This window comes from Sphaerisporangium melleum (assembly GCF_014646695.1).
Classification (GTDB): Bacteria; Actinomycetota; Actinomycetes; order Streptosporangiales; family Streptosporangiaceae; genus Sphaerisporangium; species Sphaerisporangium melleum.
In genome coordinates this window covers 262-24,936 of record NZ_BMNT01000024.1, presented here as the reverse complement: position 1 = coordinate 24,936, position 24,675 = coordinate 262, and the positions used below count along the sequence as shown (strand labels likewise).

At 72.4% G+C, this 24,675-nt stretch carries 19 protein-coding genes; 9 read left to right on the top strand and 10 right to left on the bottom strand.

What is annotated here, in order from left to right; translation table 11 throughout:
• Window positions 1-56: 56 nt before the first annotated feature.
• Window positions 57-314, bottom strand: coding sequence for a helix-turn-helix domain-containing protein (locus tag IEY93_RS21385; protein WP_307837584.1), 258 nt, complete (start codon window positions 312-314; stop codon window positions 57-59).
• Window positions 315-631: 317 nt separating this feature from the next.
• Between IEY93_RS21385 and IEY93_RS21380 the strand changes: the two genes are divergently transcribed.
• Both IEY93_RS21380 and IEY93_RS21375 read left to right on the top strand, forming a co-directional pair.
• Entirely contained in the window at window positions 632-1,177 is a 546-nt protein-coding gene (locus tag IEY93_RS21380; protein ID WP_189164881.1) for a PadR family transcriptional regulator, read from the top strand.
• A gap of 47 nt (window positions 1,178-1,224) precedes the next feature.
• Window positions 1,225-2,547, top strand: coding sequence for an FAD-dependent oxidoreductase (locus tag IEY93_RS21375; RefSeq protein WP_189164880.1), 1,323 nt, complete (start codon window positions 1,225-1,227; stop codon window positions 2,545-2,547).
• A 61-nt stretch (window positions 2,548-2,608) separates the two neighbouring features.
• Here the strand turns inward: IEY93_RS21375 and IEY93_RS21370 are convergent, their stop codons facing one another.
• Window positions 2,609-4,084 (bottom strand): NCS2 family permease, encoded by a 1,476-nt coding sequence (locus IEY93_RS21370; RefSeq protein WP_203968441.1) that lies wholly within the window; start codon window positions 4,082-4,084, stop codon window positions 2,609-2,611.
• A 150-nt stretch (window positions 4,085-4,234) separates the two neighbouring features.
• On the opposite strand from IEY93_RS21370, the gene IEY93_RS21365 reads away from it, so the two are divergent.
• Window positions 4,235-4,522, top strand: coding sequence for a DUF2530 domain-containing protein (locus IEY93_RS21365; RefSeq protein ID WP_189164879.1), 288 nt, complete (start codon window positions 4,235-4,237; stop codon window positions 4,520-4,522).
• Window positions 4,523-4,621: 99 nt separating this feature from the next.
• Here the strand turns inward: IEY93_RS21365 and IEY93_RS21360 are convergent, their stop codons facing one another.
• Both IEY93_RS21360 and IEY93_RS21355 read right to left on the bottom strand, forming a co-directional pair.
• The gene (locus IEY93_RS21360; RefSeq protein ID WP_203968440.1) at window positions 4,622-7,672 is read right to left on the bottom strand and encodes a sacsin N-terminal ATP-binding-like domain-containing protein; all 3,051 of its coding nucleotides are present in this window, start codon (window positions 7,670-7,672) and stop codon (window positions 4,622-4,624) included.
• 88 nt (window positions 7,673-7,760) lie between these two features.
• Window positions 7,761-8,582, bottom strand: a complete 822-nt coding sequence (locus IEY93_RS21355; protein ID WP_189164878.1) for a DUF3027 domain-containing protein — start codon at window positions 8,580-8,582, stop codon at window positions 7,761-7,763.
• Between the two features lie 312 nt (window positions 8,583-8,894).
• Between IEY93_RS21355 and IEY93_RS38420 the strand changes: the two genes are divergently transcribed.
• Window positions 8,895-10,838, top strand: a complete 1,944-nt coding sequence (locus IEY93_RS38420) for an MFS transporter (RefSeq protein WP_229691332.1) — start codon at window positions 8,895-8,897, stop codon at window positions 10,836-10,838.
• A gap of 122 nt (window positions 10,839-10,960) precedes the next feature.
• Here the strand turns inward: IEY93_RS38420 and IEY93_RS21345 are convergent, their stop codons facing one another.
• Window positions 10,961-11,359 (bottom strand): cold-shock protein, encoded by a 399-nt coding sequence (locus IEY93_RS21345; RefSeq protein ID WP_189164960.1) that lies wholly within the window; start codon window positions 11,357-11,359, stop codon window positions 10,961-10,963.
• 65 nt (window positions 11,360-11,424) lie between these two features.
• Complete coding sequence (locus IEY93_RS21340; RefSeq protein WP_229691331.1) at window positions 11,425-12,048, bottom strand: HAD family hydrolase; 624 nt, start codon at window positions 12,046-12,048, stop codon at window positions 11,425-11,427.
• Between the two features lie 357 nt (window positions 12,049-12,405).
• Between IEY93_RS21340 and IEY93_RS21335 the strand changes: the two genes are divergently transcribed.
• Window positions 12,406-13,050 (top strand): TetR/AcrR family transcriptional regulator, encoded by a 645-nt coding sequence (locus IEY93_RS21335; RefSeq protein ID WP_189164876.1) that lies wholly within the window; start codon window positions 12,406-12,408, stop codon window positions 13,048-13,050.
• Here IEY93_RS21335 and IEY93_RS21330 read toward each other — a convergent pair.
• Window positions 12,998-14,437, bottom strand: a complete 1,440-nt coding sequence (locus tag IEY93_RS21330) for a hypothetical protein (RefSeq protein WP_189164875.1) — start codon at window positions 14,435-14,437, stop codon at window positions 12,998-13,000. The two genes, IEY93_RS21335 and IEY93_RS21330, sit on opposite strands and share 53 nt — an antisense overlap.
• 331 nt (window positions 14,438-14,768) lie before the next feature.
• Between IEY93_RS21330 and IEY93_RS21325 the strand changes: the two genes are divergently transcribed.
• From IEY93_RS21325 to IEY93_RS21315, 3 genes are all read left to right on the top strand, one after another.
• Window positions 14,769-17,186: a helicase-associated domain-containing protein gene (locus IEY93_RS21325; RefSeq protein WP_189164874.1), complete on the top strand. Its 2,418-nt coding sequence runs from the start codon at window positions 14,769-14,771 to the stop codon at window positions 17,184-17,186.
• A gap of 129 nt (window positions 17,187-17,315) precedes the next feature.
• Complete coding sequence (locus IEY93_RS38415) at window positions 17,316-18,143, top strand: hypothetical protein (RefSeq protein WP_203968480.1); 828 nt, start codon at window positions 17,316-17,318, stop codon at window positions 18,141-18,143.
• Between the two features lie 138 nt (window positions 18,144-18,281).
• Window positions 18,282-19,934 carry a DNA repair helicase XPB gene (locus IEY93_RS21315; protein ID WP_189164873.1) on the top strand — a complete coding sequence of 551 codons (1,653 nt, stop codon included), beginning with the start codon at window positions 18,282-18,284 and terminating at the stop codon, window positions 19,932-19,934.
• A gap of 232 nt (window positions 19,935-20,166) precedes the next feature.
• Here IEY93_RS21315 and IEY93_RS21310 read toward each other — a convergent pair whose 3' ends face one another.
• Window positions 20,167-20,505: a hypothetical protein gene (locus tag IEY93_RS21310; RefSeq protein ID WP_189164872.1), complete on the bottom strand. Its 339-nt coding sequence runs from the start codon at window positions 20,503-20,505 to the stop codon at window positions 20,167-20,169.
• Between the two features lie 169 nt (window positions 20,506-20,674).
• Here IEY93_RS21310 and IEY93_RS21305 point away from each other — a divergent pair, with 169 nt between their 5' ends.
• A complete protein-coding gene (locus tag IEY93_RS21305; protein WP_189164871.1) occupies window positions 20,675-22,819 on the top strand; it encodes a HelD family protein in 2,145 nt (714 codons plus the stop codon).
• A 132-nt stretch (window positions 22,820-22,951) separates the two neighbouring features.
• Here the strand turns inward: IEY93_RS21305 and IEY93_RS21300 are convergent, their stop codons facing one another.
• Both IEY93_RS21300 and IEY93_RS21295 read right to left on the bottom strand, forming a co-directional pair.
• Window positions 22,952-23,437, bottom strand: a complete 486-nt coding sequence (locus IEY93_RS21300; protein WP_189164870.1) for a hypothetical protein — start codon at window positions 23,435-23,437, stop codon at window positions 22,952-22,954.
• Window positions 23,438-23,700: 263 nt separating this feature from the next.
• Window positions 23,701-24,675 (bottom strand): GlxA family transcriptional regulator (locus IEY93_RS21295; protein ID WP_307837580.1); only part of this gene is annotated, 975 nt, incomplete at its 5' end.

Genomic DNA, 24,675 nt, shown 5'->3' with positions numbered 1-24,675 from the left:
GACCACGCACACCCGGCCGAATCGAATCGGGCCTTCCGGGGAACGTCAGGAAGTGATCAGTTCGCCTGGCCTCGTGGTTCGAATCGCACGGTGAGCCGCGACTCCAACGCTTCCGCGAGTTCTTGGAGCATTGGAATCGTGGGCATTGTCCCTCCCGCCTCGAATCGCGCGATCTCCTGCCGCTCGACACCTGCACGACGTGCCAGCTCGGACTGGGTCGTTCCCAACTCCGTACGGCGAAGTCGTACGGCCTTCCCTAGCTCGTAGCAGACGCGGGCCGTCTCATAGGCCACATCGGCACCAGGACGACTCATCATCTCGGCCCGCACGTCCGCCCACGCCTTGTGCTGCCCCATCGCGTTCACCCTCGTTCACCGTAGTCACCATGTGCGTCACGACAGAGACGTTGGCGCCCTGCACGGCGCTGAGCCGATATACGCGACAGACCAGAGACATCGATCCAGGCGCTTCGGGACCACCCGGCTGCCCGGCGACGAGGCCGTCCATGGCGTCAGCTGCGCTGACCCTGGTTCCCTGATCGCCGCCGGCGCCCGCACCACGATCACGACGGACTACTCGTTTTTGAGTACTACTTCTTGACTAGGCGTGGTACTCGTGTTTGAGTACTCATATGCGAGCAACCCGCCTTTTCATTCTCGGCGCCCTAGCCGACGGCGGCCCCATGCACGGGCACAAGATTCGGGCCGCCGCACAGATGGACCGGGTGGAGCTGTGGGCGGACATCAAGCCCGGATCGTTGTACGGCGCGCTGCGCCGGATGGCGGACGAAGGCATCGTCGAGGTGGTCCGCACCGAGCAGGAGGGCAACCTCCCTGCCCGCACCGTGTACGGCATCACCGACAAAGGCCACACCGAGTTGGTCTCGCTGATCAGATCCGTCCTCGCCGACACCAAGCTCCGACCGGATCCGATCCAGGTGGTGCTCCTCCACGGCGGCGCGATCGACCCCGGCGAACTGCACACGGCCATCCAGCAGCGCCGCGATACCTACGCCACGCAACTCCACTTCTGGCGCACCTTGCGCGTCGAAGCCCAGCCGCACCTGAGCAGGCTGGAGGCCATCGCCTTCGATCACACCCTGATGCGGCTGGAGACGGAGTTGACCTGGCACGACCGCCTGCTCGCAGAACTCGCGAGCACGGACGAGCCGGCCTGACAGCACGGGCACCGCGAAGAGGTGCCTTCTACCGAAGGCGGGAACCAATGTCACCTGAGCGGTTGAACGTCGCCGTCATCGGCGGCGGCGTCGGCGGGCTCTGCCTGGCGCATGGCCTGAGGCAGGCCGGCGTGCACGTCACCGTGTACGAACGGGATCTCACTCCCGACTCTCGACTCCAGGGCTTCCGGCTCAACATCGAGCCGGCCGGGAGTCTCGCTCTGCACGCCTGCCTACCGCCCGCACTGTGGGAGGTGCTGGTGGCCAGCGCGGGCGACCCGGGGCCTGGAATCAGCTTCCTCGACGAGCGGATGCGACCACTCGTCCGCATCGGCCAGGACGGCCGGGTCCCGGACCCGCTGGACCCCACGACCGGCCGGCACGCGGTGAGCCGCGTCACACTCCGAAAGCTGCTGCTGGCCGGCCTGGAGGACGTCGTCCGCTTCGGCAAGGAGTGCACCGGTTTCATCCGGGTGGACGATGGCACGGTCACGGCGAAGTTCGCTGACGGCAGCACCGCGACCGCCGACGTGCTCGTCGCGGCCGATGGCGCCAACTCCCGGGTGTGGGCACAACTCCATCCCTCGGCCGGCCGCACCACACTGCCGGCGACGGCCGTCGCCGGCAAACTCTTCCTCACCGAGGCGAACCGGCGGTGGCTGCCGAAGCAACTGCTCGCCGGTATGAACGTCTTCTGGCCACCCCAGGACTTCCTGTTCACCGCGATCTTCCGCAGGCGCGAAGACTCGGCGGCGATCAGCGCCAGGCTCGGCGACCGGTTACGGGCGCTCGGACTGGAGCCGGAGCAACTGCTGGCGAACGCGCAAGATGACGACTACGTGTTGTGGGCGTTCATTGCACACCGCGACTCCCTTCCGGGCGACTTCACCTCCGAAGCCCAAGCCGACCCGGCCGCAGTACGGAAGATGCTGGCTCAACGGACGGCCGAGTGGCATCCCGACCTGCGCCGGCTACTCACCGAATCAACCCCCGACACCCTCTACCGGACCGAGTTCGGCGCCGCCGAACCACTCCGGCCGTGGAAAACAGGCAACGTCACCGGACTCGGGGACGCCGTCCACCACATGCCCCCCGTCGGCGGACTCGGCGGCAACACGGCGCTGCGCGACGCGCATCGACTCTGCACCGCGCTCACCGCGGCCGACCGCGGCGAGGAGCCGTTGTCACAGGCGTTGCACGCCTACGAGGCGGACATGCTGGACCACGGGTTCCGCACCGTCCGCGAAGTCGTCAGAAACACCACCGCCGCGATCGACCGCAACCCCCTGAAGCGGTCGGCCACCCGCTGGTTCTTCCGCACCTGCGGAGCCATCCCACCCCTCGGCCGGGCTGTGTTCGGGGAGCGCTGAGGCTGGAAGCAGGAGTCGAGGCCGTTCCGGGCCTTGGCGGGATCCGGAACGGCCGGGTTGGTCAGCTCAGGCCGAGGAGGATCTTGACGGGGCCGATAGCGAAGTAGACCACGAAGAGGGCGGCCACGACCCAGAGGAGGGGGTGGACCTCTCGGGACTTGCCCTTGACGGCCTTGATCAGTACGTAGCTGATGAAGCCGGCGCCGATGCCGTTGGAGATGGAGTAGGTGAAGGGCATCAGGACGATGGTGAGGAAGGCCGGGATGGCGATCTCGTAGTCGTCGAAGTCGATGCCCCGCACGGCGGTCAGCATCAGGAAGCCGACGATGACCAGGGCGGGCGCCGCGGCCTCGTAGGGGACGATCTCGACCAGCGGTGACAGGAAGGCCGCGAGCAGGAACAGGACTCCGGTCACCACACTGGCCAGGCCGGTCCGGGCGCCCTCGCCGACGCCGGCCGCCGACTCGATGTAGGTCGTGTTGGAGGAGGTGGAGGCGGCACCGCCCGCCGCCGCCGCGATCGAGTCGACCAGCAGGATCTCGCGGGTGCGCGGCAGCGTGCCGTCCGGCGCGACCAGGCCCGCCTGGGTGCCGACGCCGACGATGGTGCCCATCGTGTCGAAGAAGTCGGTGATGAGCAGGGTGAAGACGAACAGCACGACGAGCACGGTGCCGACCCTGTCGAACGACCCGAACAGGCTGAACTGCCCGAACAGGCTGGTGTCCGGCACCCCGACGATCTTGTCGGGCATCGCCGGGTTGACCCCGCTCCAGCCCAGCGGGTTCTTGCCGCCCATGGACGGGCCGACCTTGGCGATCGCCTCGACGATGACCGCCAGCACGGTGGTGCCGATGATGCCGATCAGGATGGCGCCCTTGACCTTGCGGGCGACGAGCACCGCGGTCACCAGGAGGCCGACGACGAAGACGAAGATCGGCCAGCTCGTCAGCGCGCCGCCGATGCCGAGCTCCAGCGGCGTGCCGGCCGCCTTGCGCACGAAACCGGAGTCCACGAATCCGATCAGCGCGATGAACAGGCCGATGCCCACGCTGATCGCGGTCTTCAACTGGGCGGGGATCGCGTGGAAGACGGCGGTGCGGAAGCCGGTCAGCACGAGGATCGTGATGATGATGCCTTCCAGCACGATCAGGCCCATCGCGTCCTCCCACGACATCTGGGAGGCGATGCCGAAGGCCACGAACGCGTTGAGGCCGAGGCCGGCGGCCAGCGCGAACGGCACCTTGCCGACGAAGCCCATGAGGATGGTCAGAACACCGGCGGTCAGCGCGGTCGCCGCGGCGATGGCCGCGACGTTGGCGCCGCTGGTCCCGTCGCCCAGGAACTGACCGTCGGCGTCCTTGGCACCGCTGAGGATCAGCGGATTCAGCACGACGATGTACGCCATTGTGAAGAACGTGGCCAAGCCGCCACGGATCTCACGGTTGAGGGTCGACTTCCGCTCGGAGATCAGGAAATAGCGGTCGAGCCAGCCGAGAAACCCGGTCGGCCGGGATGTGGGGGCGGTTATCTCACTCACGCGGGCAGAGTGACAGGCGGTACCACGGTCGGAAAGACCCGCTGGCTGCTCGTGGCCGGGATGAGACCAACTTGTGTGCAGTTCGGGTCCGACGGGGCTTATCCGACCCGCCGCACCTGGTGAGAGGCCGTCTCGCCTAGTCTGGGAGATGTGAACGAGCCGCGCCCCCCGGATCTTGCCCCGCTGGAGACCAAGGACGCCGCGACGATCTTGGCCGGTACAGGCCTGTGGGTCGTCGCCCTGGTCGTGCTGCTGATCATCCAGCCCGGGCCGGAGCACCAGTGGTGGATCTGGACGTGCGCGGCCGGCGTCGGGCTGGGGATCTTCGGCTACTGGTTCGTCAAGCGCCGTGACCGTCCGGCCGCGCGGCCGGCCGAAGCGTCGCCGCCGGCCGGAGACCGGGGCGACGCCTCCGTCCCGGACCGCACGCGATCATGACTCGATGACGGTGCCGGCGCGTCCGTGAGGGCCCGCTCCTCGTGACGGCCCGGCGTCACCTGTGACGCCGGTGACCGCTGAGGAGCGGGCGGAATGCGGTCAGCCGTCGAGGTCGGCTTCGGCGAGGAGCAGAGGGACGGCCTGCGGGTCGCGGAGCAGGGCGGCGACCGCGAGCCGGTCACTCCACTGGCCGCTCGCCCAGGCCAGGCCCCGGGCCAGGCCCTCCACCCCGCTCGCGTGGACCATGCCCTCGTGGAACCGCCAGGGCACCACGACACCGTCCACGGTCAGCTCGGCGTGCTCGACGTAGCTCGACGGCGCCGAGGGCACCAGCGAGCGCACCTGCGCGGGGACCGGCCGTTCCACGCCGGAAGAAGTGATCTCACCGGTGACCTCCTCGCCGATCACGGGGAGGTCGAGCAGCTCCGACAGCGCCTCGGCCAGGTCGAACGGGGCGAGCACGAGCGGCCGCGAGGCGACCAGGGGCAGCAGGTCGGGCGCCTCGGCGACCACCGGGCCACCGGCGGCGGCCAAGCCTTCGGGGACCGGGCCGCCGTTGCCGCCGACCGGGTGTCCGTCATCGGCGTCGGCGACGACGATCTCGCCGTTCAGCACGGCCCGTACGGCGGTGGGCGGCGCCACCCGGGACGGCTCGACGGCGGCCAGTGCCATCCACAGCGAGCGGAGCTGGGCACGGTCGACTTCGAGCGAGGGGTCCGCCAGCAGGTCGAGCAGCTCGTCCGGCCCGCCGTGCGAGGCCAGCAGGTCGGCCAGCGTCGTCCGTACGCCCATCAGCGCGAGTGCCGTCTCGTCCACTCCGGTGGGCGCGTCGCCGTACAGGCCGTACAGCAGCGGGTCGCCGGAGGGCAGGCGGAGCGAGGTCGGACGCCTGCCGTCGAGCACCTCGTGGCGGGACAGCCACCATGCGGTGTACGAGGGGACCTCGACGATCTCGCCGTTGACCAGGGCCCGGAGCGGCTGGAGCGCGGCACGCAACGGTGGGCGGGACAGCAGCGCGAGCGCGGAGGGCCAGTCGGCGACGTACTCCAGGTCGCGGATCGCGGTGAACTCGCGGGCGACCGGCGGCACGTCGGCGTCAGGCAGCAGGTCCAGGATGGCGTCCAGCCACTCGTCCTCGGCGTCGAGGTCGTGGTCGCACTCGTCCGGATCGAGCAGGACGTCGTCGTCGTTGACCACCGCGAAGCCGTCGAGCACGCCGGCGGCCGACAGCACCCGCGGGCCGTACCGCTCGACCAGGTCGGGGGCGGCGACGCCGAACGGCACGCCGGGGTCGATCAGCTTGGCCAGGGAACCCTCGCCGAGCAGCAGCTCGCCCGCGGGGTACAGCTCGCCGTCCGCGCCGCGCAGCGCCAGCGCCGACAGCCACGGGGCCTCACCCGCGGACAGGCCCGCGGCGTCGACCAGCGCGAGGACGGCCTGCGCGACCGGCTCGGGATCGGCGCTGTCGACCGACTCCGACACGGTGGCGCGGGTGAGCGGGTCTTCCAGGACGCTGCGCGGGGTGGCCTCGGCGGCGCCGAGCCGCAGCAGCAGCGGGTGGGCGGCCTCGGGGTGCACGATGCGCAGGCCGAGCGGGCCGAGCAGCGAGGAGTCCAGCGACGAGCTCTCGGTGAGCATGAGGGTGCCGCGCGGGCCGCGGACGAGACGGCCGTCGGCGAGCGGGACGGGCACCGCACCGAGGGCCTCCCGGTCGTCGGCGGGCATCACCTCGTACAGCGACCGCCACCAGGCGGGGGTGGCGTCCTCGACGGCCTCTCCGGAGAGCAGGTCGATCACGTCGGACAGCTCGACCCGCCGGACGCCGAGCGTGGTGAGCGCGGGGTGCCGGGACGCCCAGCCGGCCGGGAGCAGCCCGGGCACCACATGCGCGATCTTGGCGAGGAACTCGGCCGGGCCGGCCACCACGGACGCCTCTCGCCCGGCCACCACGTACGGCGCCTCGCTCTCGGCAGCGCCGTGGGTGCCCTCGCCGGCGTCGGCGTCGGCGGGCGGGGAGATCGCGGGGAGCAGCGGCGTGTCCGGCAGGCGGCGCAGGATGGCCCGCCGGATCGCGGCGTCCAGCTCGGCCTTGCCCATCAGCCCGGGCACCAGGTCGAGCAGGCGCGGGGTCTTCGGCAGGGACGCGAGCAGCCGCAGGTAGGTCTCGGCGGCGCGTTCGACCAGGAAGTCGGTCAGCGGCCCTGAGGCGACGTGCCGCCGGTCGGTGGCCAGCGGGAAGGTGGCGATGAGCAGCGCGGGAAGGTCCAGCGGCTCGTCACTGGGCGTCGGCGCGTGGACGACCGGGGCGACGTCCTTGGGCAGCTCGCCGTGCTCGGCGGGGACGGCCCAGCGGACCAGCCAGCCCGGGCGGGCGCGCTCTTCGGTCGGGCGGTCGGCGAACAGCTCGGCGACCTGCTCGGGACCGAAGACGCCCGACTCCTCGACCACCCGCCACCCGTCCGCGGTGACCGTGCGCGTCTCGTCTCCGGCCTCGATCTCGATGTGCGCGAGCGCCGGCATGGCGAGGGGCAGCGCGGGGCCGGTCTCGTCGAGCATCCGGCGGACCGCCCGCTCGACCGCGGCGTCCCGCAGCGGCAGCCGTACGACGGTGTCGAAACCGTCCGGGATCGCCACCGGCTCGACCTCGAACGGCAGGCGCAGCAGCGGGACGTGCCCGCCGCGGGCGCCCAGTTCGGCGGCCAGCGCGGGCTCGCCGGCGACGATCGCGGCCGTCTCGGCGCGCGACCAGCGGACCGCGCCGGTCGCCCGGGAGGCCACCATCGGCTCGTCGCAGACCGACACGACCGCCGCGAAACCCACGCCGAACCGGCCGATCGAGCCCGACTCGTCGCGCTTGCCGGAGACCCGGAGCGTGGACAGCCCTTCGACGCCGGTCGCGTCCAGCGGGGCTCCGGTGTTGGCGGCGGTCAGCACGCCGTCTCGCAGGGTCAGCCGCAGCCGGCCGGGGACGCCCGCGCGCAGGGCCGCGTCGGCGGCGTTCTGCGCGAGCTCGACGATCAGCCGGTCGCGGTAGCCGCCGAGGGCGAAGTCCTCCTCGGCGTTGGCGTCCTCGCGGAACCGCGCGGGCGAGGCCGTCCATGCGGCGAGAACGGTGGCCCGCATGCGTTCGGTGCCAAAGATGTCAGTCACCAGTCATGTCCAAAGGTGGAGGAGACGGACCGGCAGCCGCCGGCCCGCGATGGGGTGCGGCGCGTCACCGGGCGGCCGGGCGCGGAGGTCAGGAATGGCCGAGCGGCTCGCTGCCCTCGTCTTCGACGGAACCGGCCTCGTCGGCCTGGGCGGCGGGCTCCACCATCAGGTCGTAGCCGAGATCGTCCAGGATGGGCGTCGGCTGCTCCACCGGGACCGGGGTGCCCACGGCCGCCTCGGAGTGCGCACCGCAGCCGTGGTCGGCGGCGACGACCTTGCCGTCGTCCGGGGCGTACTCGTTGGCGCAGACCCCGAAGCCGAGGCGCAGCGAACCGGCGAGCGGCCAGTAGAAGCCGCAGGTCGAGCACTGCGCGGGCGCGGCGTGGGCCAGCGGGGTGTGCGGCCCCGCGTCGCCGGCGTGCCAGCGGCGCACGGCCTGGTCGCGCCCGATCGCCGAAAGGACCCGGGCCCGGCCGAGGCCGTACTCGAAGATCATCTGGCGGTCGTTGTCGTCATCGGTCTCGGTGAAGCCGGGAGCCAGGCGGTCGTCGTCGTCGGAGGTCGGCAGCAGGTCGCCCACGCCGAGGTCGCCGGGACGCAGCCGCTCGCTCCACGGCACCCATGCCGGAGGCATCAGCGCGCCCGCGCCCGGCAGCAGCACCGTCTCGCTGATGGTCACGTTGCGCGCGCGGGAGGCTCGGGTCACGGTGATGGCCCAGCGCCAGCCACGGTAGGCGCGGTCGAGACAGGCGAAGTAGTGCGTGACGACGCGCTCCCCCTCGGCCGCGAAGCCGAGGTGCTCACCGACCTCGCCGGGACGGGCGATCTCCTCGGCGGCGGCCCTCGCCGGCTCCACGGCGGCGGCGCAGGCCTGGTCGGCGGTGAAGGTGCGGGAACGAGTGCGGTTCACATGTCAATTCTCACCCATGCCGCGAGCGGACATCACGCGTATCGGTCGGGTAGACCTGAAACCGAAGCGGCACGCCACCAACCGGAAGATCCACCGTCAAGGACCCTGGCGCGCCGACTCGCCGGAGCAGATCATGGGCACGCCGTACGTGGGCGGGCCCGGGCCGCGCGCACCGGCGGGCCCGGCGCTCGCCGAGCGTACGCGACGGGCGCCGGGAAGGCTCGGCGGCGCGGCGGACGCGAGCGAGCGGAAAGGGGGAGGCGTGGAGCGCCTGACCACCGGCACAAGCACCGTCGGCCGCTCCGCGCGCGCATGATGCCGGCTTCCTGGAAGGACGTCCGATCGTCGCTGACCCGCGCCGGGCACGCGGTCACGCGGGCCGGGCGGGGGACGTTCCGCGCCGGCCGCACCGCGGTCCGCAAGACGGGCGAGGCCGGGCGGGCCACCGCCCGGGGGACGGCGAACGCCGGCCGCGGGGTGGGGCGGGCGACGCGGCGGCTCACCCACGCCCAGGGCGCGGGCCGTACGGGGCTCGGCCGGTTGATCGAGCTGACCGCCGCCCACAGCGCGGGGGACGCGCTCATCACGATCGGGCTGGCCGGCACCCTGCTGTTCGGGCTGCCCGTGGACCAGGCCCGCGGGCAGGTCGCGCTGTACCTTCTGATCACGATGGCGCCGTTCGCCGTCGTCGCGCCGTTCGTCGGCCCCGTCCTCGACCGCTTCCGCTCGGGCCGCCGGTACGTCATGGCCGGCACGCTGTTCGCCCGGGGCCTGCTGTGCTGGGCGATGGCCGCCGCGATCGGCCCGTCCGACGGCCTGACGCTCTTCCCGGCCGCGCTGGCCGTCCTGGTCCTGTCCAAGGCGTACAACGTCTCGCGGGCCGCGACCATGCCGAGCGTGCTGCCCGCCGACATCAGCCTGGTGACGGCCAACGCGCGGGTGGCGCTGTTCTCGCTGGTCAGCGCGGCGCTGGCGGCGCCGGTCGCGGTCGGGCTCGCCGCCTGGCCGGGCCCCGCGTGGCTGCTGCGCCTCACCATGCTCCTCTTCCTGGTCGCCGGGGTGGCCGCGGTACGGCTGCCGCGCCATGTCGACGCCCCCGATCTGGACGATCTGGACCTGGACGACCTGGAACCGGCCGGCGCCGGCGGCCGTGGCGCAGACGACGGCCGGGCGTACCTGGACGCCGATCGGCCGGGCGAGGGCGGCGTCCGGCTCGGCGGGTACGCCGGGCACCCCGCCGAGATCGCGAGCGGGAACGGCGGGCCGGCGGGTGCGGGTGGCTCTGCGGAGAGGCGCGAAGGGAGCGAGGACGGCCCGCGCGCCGGGCGGGACGGCGGCCGGGGCCGCTGGCGCACGCTGCTGAACGTGGGCCCGGTGGTGGCGGCGGCCATGCAGGCGAACGTCGCGATCCGCGTCCTGTCCGGATTTCTGCTCTTCTTCCTCCTCTTTCTCGTCCAAGAGGGGACGTTGCGTACGGCCGGTCTGCCGCAGCAGGCGACGATCGCGATCCTCGCGGGCGGCGCGGGGGCGGGCGGCCTGCTGGGGGCGATGGTCGCCTCCTGGGTACGCGGACGCTCCCCCCAGCTCATCGCGCTGATCGCGCTGGCGCTGTCCGCGCCGGCCGTGGCGGCCGGGGCGTTCTTCTTCTCGGTGTGGACGGCCGTCGGGGTCGCGGTGGTAGCGGGCTTCGCCCAGGAGGTCGGCAAGCTGGCGCTGGACGCGACCGTCCAGCGGGAGATCGGCGAGGAGGTCCGGTCCTCCACCTTCGGCGTGGTCGAGGCGATGCTCCAGATCGCCTGGGTCGGCGGCGGCCTGGCCGGGTTGCTGCTGTCCCTGCTGCCGGGGCGCTCGGCGGGCCCGATCGGCCTGGGGATCATGGCCGCGGCGCTGGCGGCGGCGCTGGCCTGGCTCTTCGTCGCCCGCCGCCGCAGGCTGCGCGCCCGCGACGAGCACATCCGCGACGAGCGGAACCCGCCGGTGCGGCCGTCGGGGAATGGGTCCGCGTCGCCATTCGGAAACGCGGCCACACCGTCATCGGGCCACGAATCGGAGACACCCGCGGCGGGCGGGTTCCCCGTACGTCCAGCGAATGCGACAAATGGCGCAAATGCCACGAGAGACGCAAATGACGTGACGGAGCCGGACGGCTCGAGGGCCCGCGCAGAAGACGGTGCGCGTCCCGGCGGACGGGACGCGCACGGAGCCGCGCCGCGGCCCGGCACCACCAAGCCGCTCACCAACCCGCACGGCTACTGACCGCCCGCGCCGGCGGCCCGTCCTCGGGCCCGCTCCCGCTGCGGGACATGTGAGAAACCGCCCCATCGTGACCTTGCCCGATGGGGCGGTGGAGACCAGCCGAGGACGCGGGGGCGCGGTGCTCAGGCGTCGATGTCGTCCGCGACCGCGCGCAGCACGGTCGCGATCTTCTTGGCGTGGGCGGGGTCGGGATGCTTGCCCCGCTGGTAGGAATTCGAGACGTCGTCGAGCAGCTTGATCAGGTCTTCGACGATGACGACGAGTTCGTCCGGCTTCTTGCGCTTTCCCTTGGGCTTCACGGTCTTGGCGAGCGTCGGCGGCTGCTCCAGCACGCGAACCGAGAGCGCCTGCTGGCCACGGCGGCCCTCGGCCACACCGAACTCGACCTTCTGACCCGGCTTGAGCGCTTCGCCCCCTTTGGGAAGCGCCGATGAATGCACGAACACCTCACCGCCGTCGTCGCGGGTGAGGAATCCGAAGCCCTTGTCAGCGTCGTACCACTTGACCTTGCCGGTAGGCACAGGGGTGACCTCGTTCAGACTGTCAGGAATGGTAGTGGGATTTAAGGTTATGCCCAGCCGGAGCATCAGATGACCGTCGAACCGGCCTCGTTTTCCGGGTCACGCCAGGTCGTGTACCAACCCCCGAACTCCGTCAGATCGGGCAGCACCACATCGGCTCCATAGGCGCGCAGCGCGTCCTCGGTGTACGGACCGGTCGCCACGGCGACACTCAGCGCGCCTCCCGCCCTGGCGGCCTCGATATCGGCCACGTGATCTCCGACATAGAGGGCGGCACCGAAACGGGAGATCGCCGCGCCCTTGCCCGCTCCGAACAGCGAACCGACCACCTCTTCGACCTCCAGGCCGAGAGCATCGATGGTCCGGCGGGCGTCATGCTCGTTCTTCCCGGTGACGACGATGACGCGCCCACCGCGGTCGCGCACCTCGGCCACCGCCTCGGCGGCCCCGGCCATCAGCCGGGTCCGCGTGATGGCGAGACCCGCGTAGAGGGCGCGGTAGAGGTCGGCGGCGGCCGGGATCTCCTCCGGCGGGAACCAGTGTGTGAGTTCCTGTTCCAGCGGCAGGCCGAGCCGTGCGATCACCGTGGCGGTGTCGATCGGCACACCGAGGCGACGCGCCACCTCGTCGTACACCGCCGCGATTCCCTCGCGAGTGTCGGCGAGCGTCAGGTCGAGATCGAATCCCACTGAATACACGCTAAGCAGGATGCCAAACCGGAAGAGGTGCCCGAACCACTAGAGCATGTGGCAACCTTGACATGACGAAAAAGGCTTACTTATCACCGTCCCTTTCATCCAGGTCATCCAGGTCGTCCAGTTGGGTCCACGACAGGCCGCGCACGCACGTGGCAGCGGCCCTGGAGAACCGGAACAGCGGCCTCGGATGGCAACCGCACGACCCCCGGCGGGCACGCGCCGCCGGGCGACGGAGTGCGGCGGGCCACGACGACGTGGCGGGGCCGCAGCGGGCTGTGCCCGCCGAGTGACCTGCGCAGATAGGCGCACCTCGACCACATAAGGTCTGGGCGGAGGTAATCACGTTCAATGACCAGATCGACGCGCGAACGGATCATCGATGAGTCGCTCAGGCTCTTCGCCGAGCGCGGCTACGCGGCGACCTCGGTCGCGGAGATCGAGGCCGCGGCAGGGCTGTCTCCCGGTGCGGGCGGTCTCTACCGGCACTTCAGGTCCAAGTACGACGTCCTCGCCGCGGTGATCAACGAACACGCCGCCCGCACCCGCTCGCAGATCGCCGACGCCCTCGTCCAGGTCGAGGCGATCGGCACCTCGCTGCCCATCGAGAAACGCCTCGACCGCCTGTGCCGGGCGGGGCTGGCCAAGGTGTGCGAGGAGATGTGGCTCACCAGGGTCTTCTTCCGCGATCTGAGCCAGTTCCCCGAGTTGGTCACCGTCCTGCGGGACGGACTGCTGCAACCCATGTTCGACGCCATGACGAGCTGGTTCCGCGCACAGCCGGAGTACGCGGACGCCGACCTCGACTGGCCCGCGATCGGCGCCGTGCTCGGCGGTGCCGTGGTGCACTACCGGCTGTTCGTCGAGACCGTCGGCGAGCCGCCCGGCCGGGCCGATCACGACCGGTTCGTGGCCTCCTGGGTCCGGCTCTCCCTCGGCCTGCTCAGCGAACAGGCCGCGGCGGCCGCCGCCGGGGTGGCGGAGGTGGCGGGTTGACCAGGCGGTAGCCGAGCCAGGCCGCCCCGCCCCCGGCTCCCAGCATGAACATCAGCCCGCTGACGTGCCAGAACGAGTTGACGAACGCCATCAGCCCGTCCTCGGGCGCCTCGGGGGCGCGCAGGGCGCCGAGCACGACGCCACCGAACACATAAGCGAAGATGGGAGCGAGCACCCCGGTCAGACGATCTGAGAACATCCAGCCGTCGCACGACAGCACCGTGAGCGTCCCCACCGCCCACACGACCAGCGGCAGCGGGAAGATCGCGACGTACGGCAGAGGCACCGGCACGAGCAGGCCGGACAGCAGCAGCAGCGCCGTCCCGGCGACCTCGCGGCGGGCGTTCGCCAGGACCATCCCGACGTCACGCCCCCGGACCTCCCACGCGGACGCCCTCGCGCCACGGCCCCGGACGTCGCGCGCGGATGCCGCGGCGCCACGGCCCTGAGCGTTCCGCGTGGCCGCTCCGCGGCCACGCCCGCCCGCGGCCCGCGCGGCCGTTCCGAAGGGCATCGCCGCCCTGCCCGGGCGCACCGGCCGGGACGGCGGAGCGCCGTCCGCGGCGGGCTCCGGCGCAACCCGCCGCCTGGCCGGGCCCGCGCCCCGCGGCAACGGCCGCGCGGGCCTCGGCGTCCGCCGCGGCCCCGGTCTCCCCGGCACCGCCGCTTCCCCGGCGTCGGGCACGGCTGCTCCCCTGGCCTGCGGTCGCGACTTGGGCAGGCCCGGCGCGGGCGCCGGCGGCGGGCCGCCGCCGGTCACGGCCGACAGCACCTCGGTGACCGAGTCGCCGAACTCGTCAGCGCCCGGGGCGGGGCCGGAGACCGGCACCGCGGGCAGCACGGAGGTGTCGTCATCGCCCACCGGCGCCGGCATCACGCCCGGCCCGGCGGGAGCGCCCGCCGCGTCCGCGGAGCCCGGCACCGCGACGCCCGCGCCCGGCGCAGGGACCGAGCCGGGCGCGGAGACCGAGCCGGGCGCGGAACCGGGATCGGGACTCGGCGGGCGACCGGGAGCGGCAGCGGAGCCCCGCGCGGACGGCGGTTGTGCGGGGCGGCGGGCGAGGGAAGCGGAACCAGGCCGGACTCGGCGCCGCAGGCCGCTCAGGCCGCCACCCGGGCGCGCCGCCGGGGCACGCCGCGCGACGGCCTCCGGCTCCGTACCGGCCAGCCGCCGCATCTCACGCCGGAGCAGCTCCTCGGGGTCGCCGAACCGGGCGAGCACCCTGCGCACGGTCGCCAGATCTTCGGCGCCCCGGCGGTCCTCCTCGATGCGGGCGCGCACCCGGCGCACGAAGTCGAGACGCTGCTCGGTGCGCAGCACGCCGTGAGCCGCGTCAGCGACCTTGCTGACGTACTCCAGGACCAGTTGATCGGCGCGCTCGATCACCCTCGCCATCCTGCCCCAGCCCATAGATCAATGCGCCGTTTCCCCCGAAGCGGTCACCTCGGGCCGCCGGTGAGCGCACCCGGTGTACGACGTGCCCACCGGACCTGTCCAGAGGAGGCGACCGGGCAGGGAAGGGCGGGGAGGGTGGCCGGGCTGGCGTGGGGCGGGCGGAGGGCTCCTACGATGGAGGGGACGTTCCCGCCAGGTGGGACGTACGGCCGGTGGACCAGGAGGGTTCGGTGGAGCGAGTCGATTTCCTCCGCACGGCTGGAGCCGCGGGGTTCCCACCCTCACGGGTCGGGATTCCCGCTTCACCGTCCGCCGCCCGCCGATGAACACCGACTTCACCGACTGGCTGCGCGGCCTTGGTGACGACCGCGTCCGTGCCCTGGTGGCGGCCCGCCCTGAGCTGATCACTCCGGTTCCCGCGCATGTCGAGGGCCTGGCGATCCGGGCGACCAGCCCGTCGGCGACCGGCAGGGCTCTCGACCGGCTCGACCGCTTCTCCCTGGCCGTGGTGGAGACGCTCCTGGTCATGACCGCCGAGGACGGGCCCGGCCTGGCCTACGGCGAGTTGCGCGCGGCGATGGCCGCGTCCGTGCTGCCGCAGGAGGCCGGCCTGCTTCCCGGGGCGTTGCGCGCGGCGGTGGACGAGCTGCTCGGCCTCGCACTGATCTTCGGCCCCGAGAGCGCTCTCCGGCTCGCACCCGGGGTGCGGGACGTCTCGGAGTCCCCCGCGGGGCTCGGGCCGCCGGCGGTGGAGGCGTTCCGGCACCATCCGCCGGAGCGGCTGCGCGAGCTGATCGAGGCCGTCCACCTCCACGACGCCGGCGGGGAGGAGCCCGTGCCCGCGCGCCTGGCGGCACTGCTCGCCGAGGGTGTGATCGTCGAGCGCCTGCTGGGGGACGTCTCCCCGCAGGCACGTGCCGCGCTGGAGGAGCTGGCCTGGGGGCCGCCCGCGGGCCGGTTGCCCAACGCGCGGCGCGAGGTGAGCGTGGCCACCGCCCAGTCGCCCATCGAGCAGCTTCTCGCCCGCGGCCTGCTCGCCGCGACCGGTGAAGAGACCGTGGTGCTGCCGCGTGAGGTCGCGCTGGTGCTGCGCGGCGGCCGGGTCCACCGCGACCTGCGGCCGGTGGCGCCGCCGCTGGAGGGCGCAGAGCGCGACCGGTCGCTGGCCGACCGTACGGCCGCCGGGCAGGCGTTCTCCTTCGTGCGCACGGTGGAGGAGCTGTGCGAGATGTGGGGCGTGGATCCGCCGGGCATCCTGCGCGCGGGCGGTGTCGCCGTCCGCGATCTCCGGCGGACCGCGCAGCTCCTCGACCTGCCCGAGTGGACGGCCGCGCTGGTGGTGGAGGTCGCGTACGCGGCGGGGCTGGTGGCCGCGAGCGCGCCGGTCGACGGGGAGTGGCTGCCGACGACCGGCTACGACGGCTGGCGGGTGAAGGCCACCGAGGACCGCTGGGAGGTGCTGGCCGCCGCCTGGCTGGCCGGCGACCGGGTCCCGGGCATGGTCGGTGAGCGGGACGACCGCGACCGCCTGCTGAACGTCCTGCACCCCGAGCTGCGCCGCCCGGCCGCGGCGGAGGTCCGGCTGCGCACGTTGCGGGTGCTGGCCTCGGCCGGCCTCGGGCTCGCTCCGACGGCCGCCTCGGTGCGCGAGCGGCTGGCGTTCGAGCAGCCCCGCCGCAGGGGCGCCTACCGCGATCGGCTGGTGGACTTCACTCTGCGCGAGGCCGAGGTGCTCGGGCTCACCGGCCTGGGGGTGATGTCCGGTTTCGGGCGGGCGCTGCTGCCTGCCGAGGCTTCCTCCAGGTCCGGTGCAAGCCGGCCGGGCAGTGCGCCCGCCGAGCTGCTGGCGCCGCTGCTGCCCGAGCCGGTGGACCACGTGGTACTCCAGGCGGACCTCACCGCCGTGGCCCCCGGCCCGCTGACCAGCGAGCTGGGCCGCCGGCTGGCGCTCACCGCCGACGTCGAGTCCAAGGGTGGCGCGACGGTCTACCGTTTCGGCGACGCCTCGATCCGGCGGGCCCTGGACGCCGGGTCCAGCGCGGACGACCTGCTGGCGATGCTGGAGAAGCATTCCACGACGCCCGTGCCGCAGCCGCTGCGCTATCTGGTGACCGACGTCGCGCGCAGGCACGGCCGCATCCGCGTCGGCACCGCGGGGTCGTACGTGCGGTGCGACGATCCGTCCGTGCTCGACGAGGTGATGGCCGACAAGCGGTCGGCGCCGCTGCGGCTGCGCCGGCTCGCGCCCACGGTCATCGCCTCCCGCAGCTCACGCGCCATGGTGGTCGACGCGCTGCGCGCCCTCGGGTACTCCCCGGTCGCCGAGTCGTCCGAGGGCGACGTGCTGGTGACCCGGGCGGATGCCAAGCGCACCGAGCGCCCGCCGTCGGCACGGCCCGGCCCGGGGCCCGCGGGTCTCGATCCGGACGTGGTGACGGCGGCCGTACGGGCGATCAGGGCGGGCGACGAGGCCCATCTGGCGCGCAGGCGACCGGTGGCCGCGCCGGACGGCCAGGTGCCGCGGTCCCCCTCGACCGGGACGGTGCTGGCGTTGCAGGAGGCCATCCGGCAGGGCGCCCGCGTGTGGATCGGCTATCTGGACTCCCAGGGCCACGCCACCAGCCGCATCCTGGAACCCGCCCGCATGGAGGGCGGCTACCTGACCGCGTACGACGAGACGCGCGCCGCCGTCCACCGGTTCGCGCTGCACCGCATCACCGGCGTCGCGGACGTGAACTGACGGTGCGAACACCGAGCCCCGCGACGACGGAACGGCACTGATCTGTGACGTTCGAGGCATTGGCCGGGCGTGGGGGTTTATCGCGTGGTAAGTGTTGATCCGCCGGACACCCGGGAGAAGTGAGAGATCTTGAGCAGCGGCACCCCCGAGTCCTACGGCGGTGGCCCGCAGGACTGGCAGAGTCCCTACGGGCCACAGGGCGGGCAGTACGATCACGGCGGCTCGCCGTCGCCCTACGGTCAGGGACACGACCAGCGGCAGGACGGTGCGCGCCCGCCCATCGACCGCACCCTCGTGCAGCCCCCCTTCGACGAGCAGCCGTACGGGCACCCATCGGCTCAGCCCTATGGGGGCGCGGCCCAGCAGCCGTACGGCCAGGCGTACGGGCAGCAGCCGCCCCCCGGGCCCGCGGCCCAGCCGTACGGGGCGCAGCAGCAGTACGGGGTTCCGGGGCAGCAGTCCTACGATCCCTACGGCGCGCCCGCCCAGGGCCAGGCCGCCTACCAGCAGCCGGGATACGGCCAGAGCCAGAACGCCTACGGCCAGCCCGGATACGGGCAACCCGGTTATGGGCCGGAGGGTTACGGCCAGCCCGCATACGGTCAGGCGGGGTACGACCCGGGCGCCGGTTACGCCGGGCAGCAGCCGCCGTACGGCTATGGCGCGCCCTACCAGCAGCCCTACGGCTACGCGCCGCGGCCGGCCGGCGATGGGCCGCGCACGCACGCCATCGTCGCCCTGGTCATCAGCATCGTCTGCATGATGACCTGCTACGTCACGCCGGGCGGCATCGCGGGCGCCATCACCGCCGGCGTCGCCCTGGGCAAGGTGGACACCGAGCCGCAGCGGGCCCGTTCACTGCTCAAGTGGACGTGGATCTCGCTCGGGATCAATGTCGCGCTGCTGCTCATCGTGCTCGCCGTCGTCATCGTCATGGCGATCAGCAAGAACCAGTGACCGGCCGGGGGCCTGCGCGCCGCCGCGCACGGCCTCTCGCAGGTCAAGCGATGGGAAAGCGGGACTGATCCGGGCCGCTCACTTGTTGGATGAGCGGACGGGGCCGCCGGTACGGTTCCCGTATGCCAACCCAGGAGTATGAACGTGTCTGATGGCCCGTTGATCGTCCAGTCCGACAAGACGCTGCTGCTCGAGGTCGAGCACGAGAAGGCGGACGACTGCCGCAAGGCGATCGCGCCGTTCGCCGAGCTGGAGCGGGCGCCCGAGCACGTCCACACCTACCGCATCACTCCGCTCGCGCTGTGGAACGCCCGCGCCGCCGGGCACGACGCCGAGCAGGTCATCGACGCGCTGATCTCCCACAGCCGCTACCCGGTGCCGCACGCGCTGCTGGTGGACATCGCCGAGACGATGTCGCGGTACGGCAGGCTCCGCCTGGAGAAGAGCGACCACCACGGCCTGACGCTGACCAGCAGTGACAAGGCCGTGCTCGAAGAGGTGCTGCGCTCGAAGAAGATCCAGCCGATGCTGGGCGAGCGCATCGGCGGCGACTCGGTGGCGGTGCATCCGAGCGAGCGCGGCAACATCAAGCAGGCCCTGCTGAAGATCGGCTGGCCGGCCGAGGACCTCGCGGGGTACGTCGACGGGGAGCACCACCCGATCACGCTGGCCCAGGACGGCTGGCAGCTGCGCCCCTACCAGCAGCAGGCCGCGGACGCGTTCTGGCACGGCGGGTCGGGTGTCGTGGTGCTGCCGTGCGGCGCGGGCAAGACGATCGTGGGCGCGGCGGCGATGGCGCACGCCCAGGCGACGACGCTGATCCTGGTCACCAACACCGTCTCCGCGCACCAGTGGAAGCAGGAGCTGCTCCGGCGCACCTCGCTCACCGAGAACGAGATCGGCGAGTACACCGGGACGAAGAAGGAGATCCGCCCGGTCACCATCGCCACCTACCAGGTCATGACGACGCGCCGCCAGGGCACCTACCGCCATCTGGAGCTGTTCGACGCCCGCGACTGGGGCCTGGTGATCTACGACGAGGTGCACCTGCTGCCCGCACCGATCTTCCGGATGACCGCCGACCTGCAGGCCAGGCGACGGGTCGGCCTGACCGCGACGCTGGTCCGCGAGGACGGCCGCGAGGGCGACGTGTTCTCGCTCATCGGCCCGAAGCGGTACGACGCACCGTGGAAGGAGATGGAGAACCAGGGCTGGATCGCGCCGGCCGACTGCGTGGAGGTCCGGGTCACGCTCAGCGACACCGAGCGCCTGGCGTACGCGATGGCCGAGGCCGAGGAGCGCTACCGCTTCTGCGCGACGACGCCGTCCAAACTGAAGGTCACCGAGGCGCTGGTGGGCCGGCACGCGGGCGAGCAGGTGCTGGTGATCGGGCAGTACATCGACCAGCTCGACGAGCTGGCCGAGCACCTGGACGCGCCGGTGATCAAGGGCGAGACGCGGGTCAAGGAGCGCGAGCGGCTGTTCCAGGCGTTCCGCGACAAGGAGATCCAGGTGCTGGTCGTCTCGAAGGTCGCGAACTTCTCGATCGACCTGCCGGAGGCGTCGGTGGCGATCCAGGTGTCCGGGACGTTCGGCTCGCGGCAGGAGGAGGCCCAGCGGCTCGGCCGGGTGCTGCGCCCGAAGGCCGGCGGCGGGGGCGCACGGTTCTATTCGGTGGTGAGCAGGGACACGGTGGATCAGGACTTCGCCGCGCACCGGCAGCGGTTCCTGGCCGAGCAGGGATACGCCTATCAGATCATCGATGCGGACGACGTGCTCGCCGGCGAATGACTTCGCCGAGCGGCACGTCGCCGTCCCCCCAAACCCGGCCCAGGAAAAGGTTTCCCCAGGAAACGGGCATTCAGGTCCAGGAAATACCTTGGGTCCTGTTCACCGCATCACCCCCTCGCCTATTGGCAGCCCGGGTGCCAACTGCGACATACCCCCATGATTCAATCAAATCACAAGGCATGTCCCGCTTTTTCAGGATTTTGGGCGACGGCAACGCAACGTGTCGGCGGGATCACCGACCGACTAACCCGCCGACGTAAAGCACACCCAACGCGATTAGCCAGGAACCCGTAGCAACCGCCACGAGTATCAACGACTTTTCCGGATATCTCCGTATTACCGGTGGCAACAACCCGCCCACCGTGCCGGTGGCGGCCGCGATGGCGAACAGGCCGGACAATGTGGCCACCACGGTCAGCCGGTCCATGCACGCGTCGAGCGCCTCTCCGTCCCCGCAGAAGGCGGCGAGTCCCCAGCCCGCGAAGACCGACAGCGTCCACAGACCGCCGAGCAGAAGATTCGCCAGGGCGGGAATGACCGCAGGGACCGCCGTCGGGGCACGCATCGTCACCTTCCCCTGCGTACCCAACGCCCAAGAGGCGGCAAACTCCGGACAAGCGTCGCATCTACCCCCACCCCGTTCCCGGCGGGCGAGCAGGCAACCCTGCCCGCCAAATCCGTTAAGCTCGTTGGTTCGCTGCCTTTGTCAACCACCTCCGTCCCTCAAGGAGCGCTTCGGCATGCCCGGACATCGATTGGCCCCCGACATACCCGGCGACCAGCACCAGCCCGACCCGCCCGATTCCCTCTCCCCACTGAATGATCACCCGTCCGATCCGCCGCGGGACCCGGCCAAGGTCACCGCCGGCCCGCCAGAGGTCCCGATCGGGGACGAACCCACCGACGTGCTCCAGGCCGAACGGGCGCACCTGGCCATCTCGCGCGCCGCGCTGCGGGCCATGCGCGAGCACGCCCAGTCGCTCTCCGCGGACGCCGCCGGTGACTGGGTCTCCCGGCAGGTCCTGCAGGGCCTGCTCGACCAGCGCGTCGCCGCGCTCGCCGACCACCCCGACACGCCGCTGTTCTTCGGCCGCCTCGACCGGGCCGGCGACGACGACCTGCCGGTGACCATCCACGTCGGCCGCCGCCACGTCCACGACGACGGCAGCCGCCCGCTGGTGATCGACTGGCGCGCCCCGGTCTCCCGGGCGTTCTACCAGGCCCGGCCGTCCGAGCCGATGGGAGTGCGGCTGCGCAGGCGGTTCGGCTTCCACGGCGGCGAGCTGACCGCGTACGAGGACGAACCGCTCGACCAGGGGACGGCGCTCAAGGAGTCCCGCATCCTCACCGAGGAGATCGAGCGTCCGCGCACCGGCCCCATGCGCGACATCGTCGCCACCATCCAGCCCGACCAGGACGAGATCGTCCGCGCCGATCTGACGCGCACCGTGTGCGTCCAAGGGGCGCCCGGCACCGGGAAGACCGCCGTCGGCCTGCACCGCGCCGCGTACCTGCTGTTCACCCACCGCGAGAAGCTCTCACGGGCCGGCGTCATGATCGTCGGGCCGAACCGCGCCTTCCTGTCCTACATCTCCTCGGTCCTGCCCGCGCTGGGCGAGGTGAAGGTCGACCAGACCACGGTCGCGGGCATCCTCGGCGACCACGCCGCCCCCGAGGACCCCGCCATCGCCACGATCAAGGGCGACGCCCGCATGGCGCCGGTGCTCCACCGGGCCCTGTGGCTGCACATCAGCAAGCCCGAGGAGGGCGTGCTGATCACCCGGGGCGTCAACCGCTTCCGCGTCCCCGACCACGAGGTGCGCGAGATCGTCGCCGCACTGCGCGGCACCACCCGGTACGGACCCGGACGCGCCGCCCTGGCCCAGCGGCTCGCGCACGCCGTGCTCGTGCGCATGGAGCAGCGCGGCGAGTCGCCCGACGACCGGGTACAGGACGCCGTGGCCAGGTCCAAGCCGGTCAAGCAGCTCGTCGACCAGATCTGGCCCAAGGTCACCCCGCAGCAGGTGCTGTTCCGGCTGCTGTCGGACGGCGACTTCCTCGCCGCCGCGGCCGCCAAGTCGGATCTCACCCCCGAGGAGCGCGAGGCTCTGCTGTGGGCCAAGCCGCCACGGTCCTGGAAGTCGGCCAAGTGGTCGGCCGCCGACGCCGGGCTGCTGGACGAGCTGGCCGACCTGATCGAACGCACCCCGACGCTCGGTCACGTCGTCGTGGACGAGGCCCAGGACCTCTCGGCGATGCAACTGCGGGCACTCGGCCGCCGGTGCCGCACCGGCTCGGCCACCGTCCTCGGCGACCTGGCCCAGGGCACCACCCCCTGGTCGGCCCGGTCGTGGGAGGAGGTGCTGCGCCACCTCGGCTTCGACGAGGGCGACGTCACCGAGCTGACCCTGGGCTTCCGCGTCCCCCGCGAGGTGCTCGACTTCGCCGCCCGCCTGCTCCCCTCGGTCGCCCCCACCCTGGCCGCCCCGCGCTCGCTACGCCCCGGCGCCGGCTCGCTGACGGTACGCCGCGCCGGCGACCTGACCGCGGCTCTGGTCGAGGCCGTCCGGGCGGCGGCCGCACGCGAGGGCTCCATCGGCGTGATCGCCGCCGACGCCGCCACCCCCGCCGCCGCGGACGCCCTGGCCGCCGCCGGCCTCCCCCATGACCTGCTCGGCCCCGACTCCTCCGCCGAGCAGCGCGTCTCGGTCATCCCCGCCTCGCTGGCCAAGGGTCTGGAGTACGACCACGTCATCGTCGTGGAACCGGCCGAGATCGCCGACGCCGAGGCTCGTGGCCTGGCGCGCCTCTACGTCGTCCTCACCCGCGCGGTCACCGCCCTGACCGTCCTGCACACCCGCGACCTCCCCCCGCAGCTCACCTAGCGCGGCCGGGGCGTACGCCGTCCTCCCTGGCGATCGGCATTCCGGCGCCACGCGAGAAGGGCGGCCGCTCCGCAGGGAACGGCCGCCCTTCATTGTTCATCCCGCGATCCCGCCAGGGCCGCGGAGGCCGGCTCAGAAGCCGTACTTGTACCAGGTGCTCCAGTCGTAGTCCCTGCTGCCGCCCTCGCCGACGCGGAAGCGGAAGCCGTCGACGTCGTCGTCCAGCCAGATGCGCTTGCCCATGTGGCCGTAGGTGGCGAAGCGCTTGTAGCGGTGCCAGCCCTCGTCGTCGTGGTAGTAGAAGTCGGCGTAGCTGTACTGCCGGTCCTGGTCACGATCGAACAGGTCGAAGTCGATGTAGTAACGGCCCTCCGACTTGGAGTACCACCAGTAGCCCTTGACATAGGAGCGGTCGCCGCGGTGCTCCCCACGGCCGTAGGTGGAGTAGATCGGGCCGAAGTAGTGCTTGGAGCTCTGCGCCTGCGCGGTGGCCGCCGTGCCCGCGGTGGTGGTCGCCGCCGCGGTGTCGGCCGAGGCGGCGGTGGCGGTGCCGGCCAGGCCGGCCACCAGCGAGCCGGCCACGGCCGTGCCGGCCAGCAGGGTGCGAAGCTTGCGCATGGGGTTCCTCCCGTGTGAACAGTGCCCGGTGAACCGGGTCCCCTTGGGTTCCCGCCGAGCGTGGGTGCCGCTCGGTTCCGGACGACCCAGAAACTACGGGAGTGATCCGTCCTGTTCTGTGGACGAATGCACACTCGGCGCCGAGTGTGCACAACGACGCACAAGAGCCCGCGGCCCGGCCCACCGGGTGCGGCCCTCGCGTAGTGCCGCGCCCGCTCACCTTCGCCGGATGGCTGCTTCCGCCCGCCCGGCGAGCCCCGCGGTCAGGGCCGGCGGCCCGCTCCCGTGGTGCGGAACCTGGCACGGTAGGTGGCCGGCGGCACGCTCAGCTCGCGCACGAAGGCGCGGCGCATGGTCTCGGGCGACCCGAAGCCGGCCCTGCGGCCGACCACGTCGAGCGGCTCGTCACCGGTCTCCAGCAGGTTCTTGGCGTGCTCCACGCGCGCCCGCTCGACGTACCGCGCCGGCGTCGTCCCGGTCTCGCGCCGGAACAGCCGGGTGAACTGGCGGACGCTGAGCCCGGCCCGGCCGGCCATGGCTTCCAGGCCGTGCTCGCCCGCGGGGTCCAGGACGACCGCGTCGAGCACCGGCTGGAGCGTCGCCGACCGCCGCGCCTGGGTGGTGAGCCTGACGCTGAACTGCGACTGGCCGCCGGGCCGCTGCATGAACACCACCAGGTGCTTGGCGACCGTCCTCGCCAGGTCGGCGCCGTGGTCGGCCTCGACCAGGCCGAGCGCCAGGTCGATGCCCGAGCTGATCCCGGCCGAGGTGACGATCCTGCCGTCGGTGACGAAGATCGCGTCGCCGTCGACGGTGACCCCTGGGTACTCATGGGCCAGCCGGTCGGCGAGGTCCCAGTGGGTGGCGGCGCGATGCCCGTCCAGCACCCCGGCCGCCGCCAGCGCGAACGCTCCGGCGCACACCGAGGCGACCCGCTCCGCCTCGGCGGCCAGCCGCCTGATCTGGTCCAGCAGCGGCCGGTCGGCGGTGGTGGCCGCGACGTCCGGGCTGCCGGGCACGAGCAGGATGCCGGGGCTCTCGCGCAGGTCCTCCAGGGCGCCGTCGGCGCCGAGGCGGACGCCGCCGTTGGCGATGATGTCCCGGCCGCCGGGTGAGACCAGGCGGAGCCGGTAGTCCGCGCCGTGCTCGTTGGCGGTGGTGAACACCTCCAGCGGCCCCGTCACGTCGAGCAGCCGGACACCGTCGAACACGACGACGACCACCGTCCTGCCTTCCCG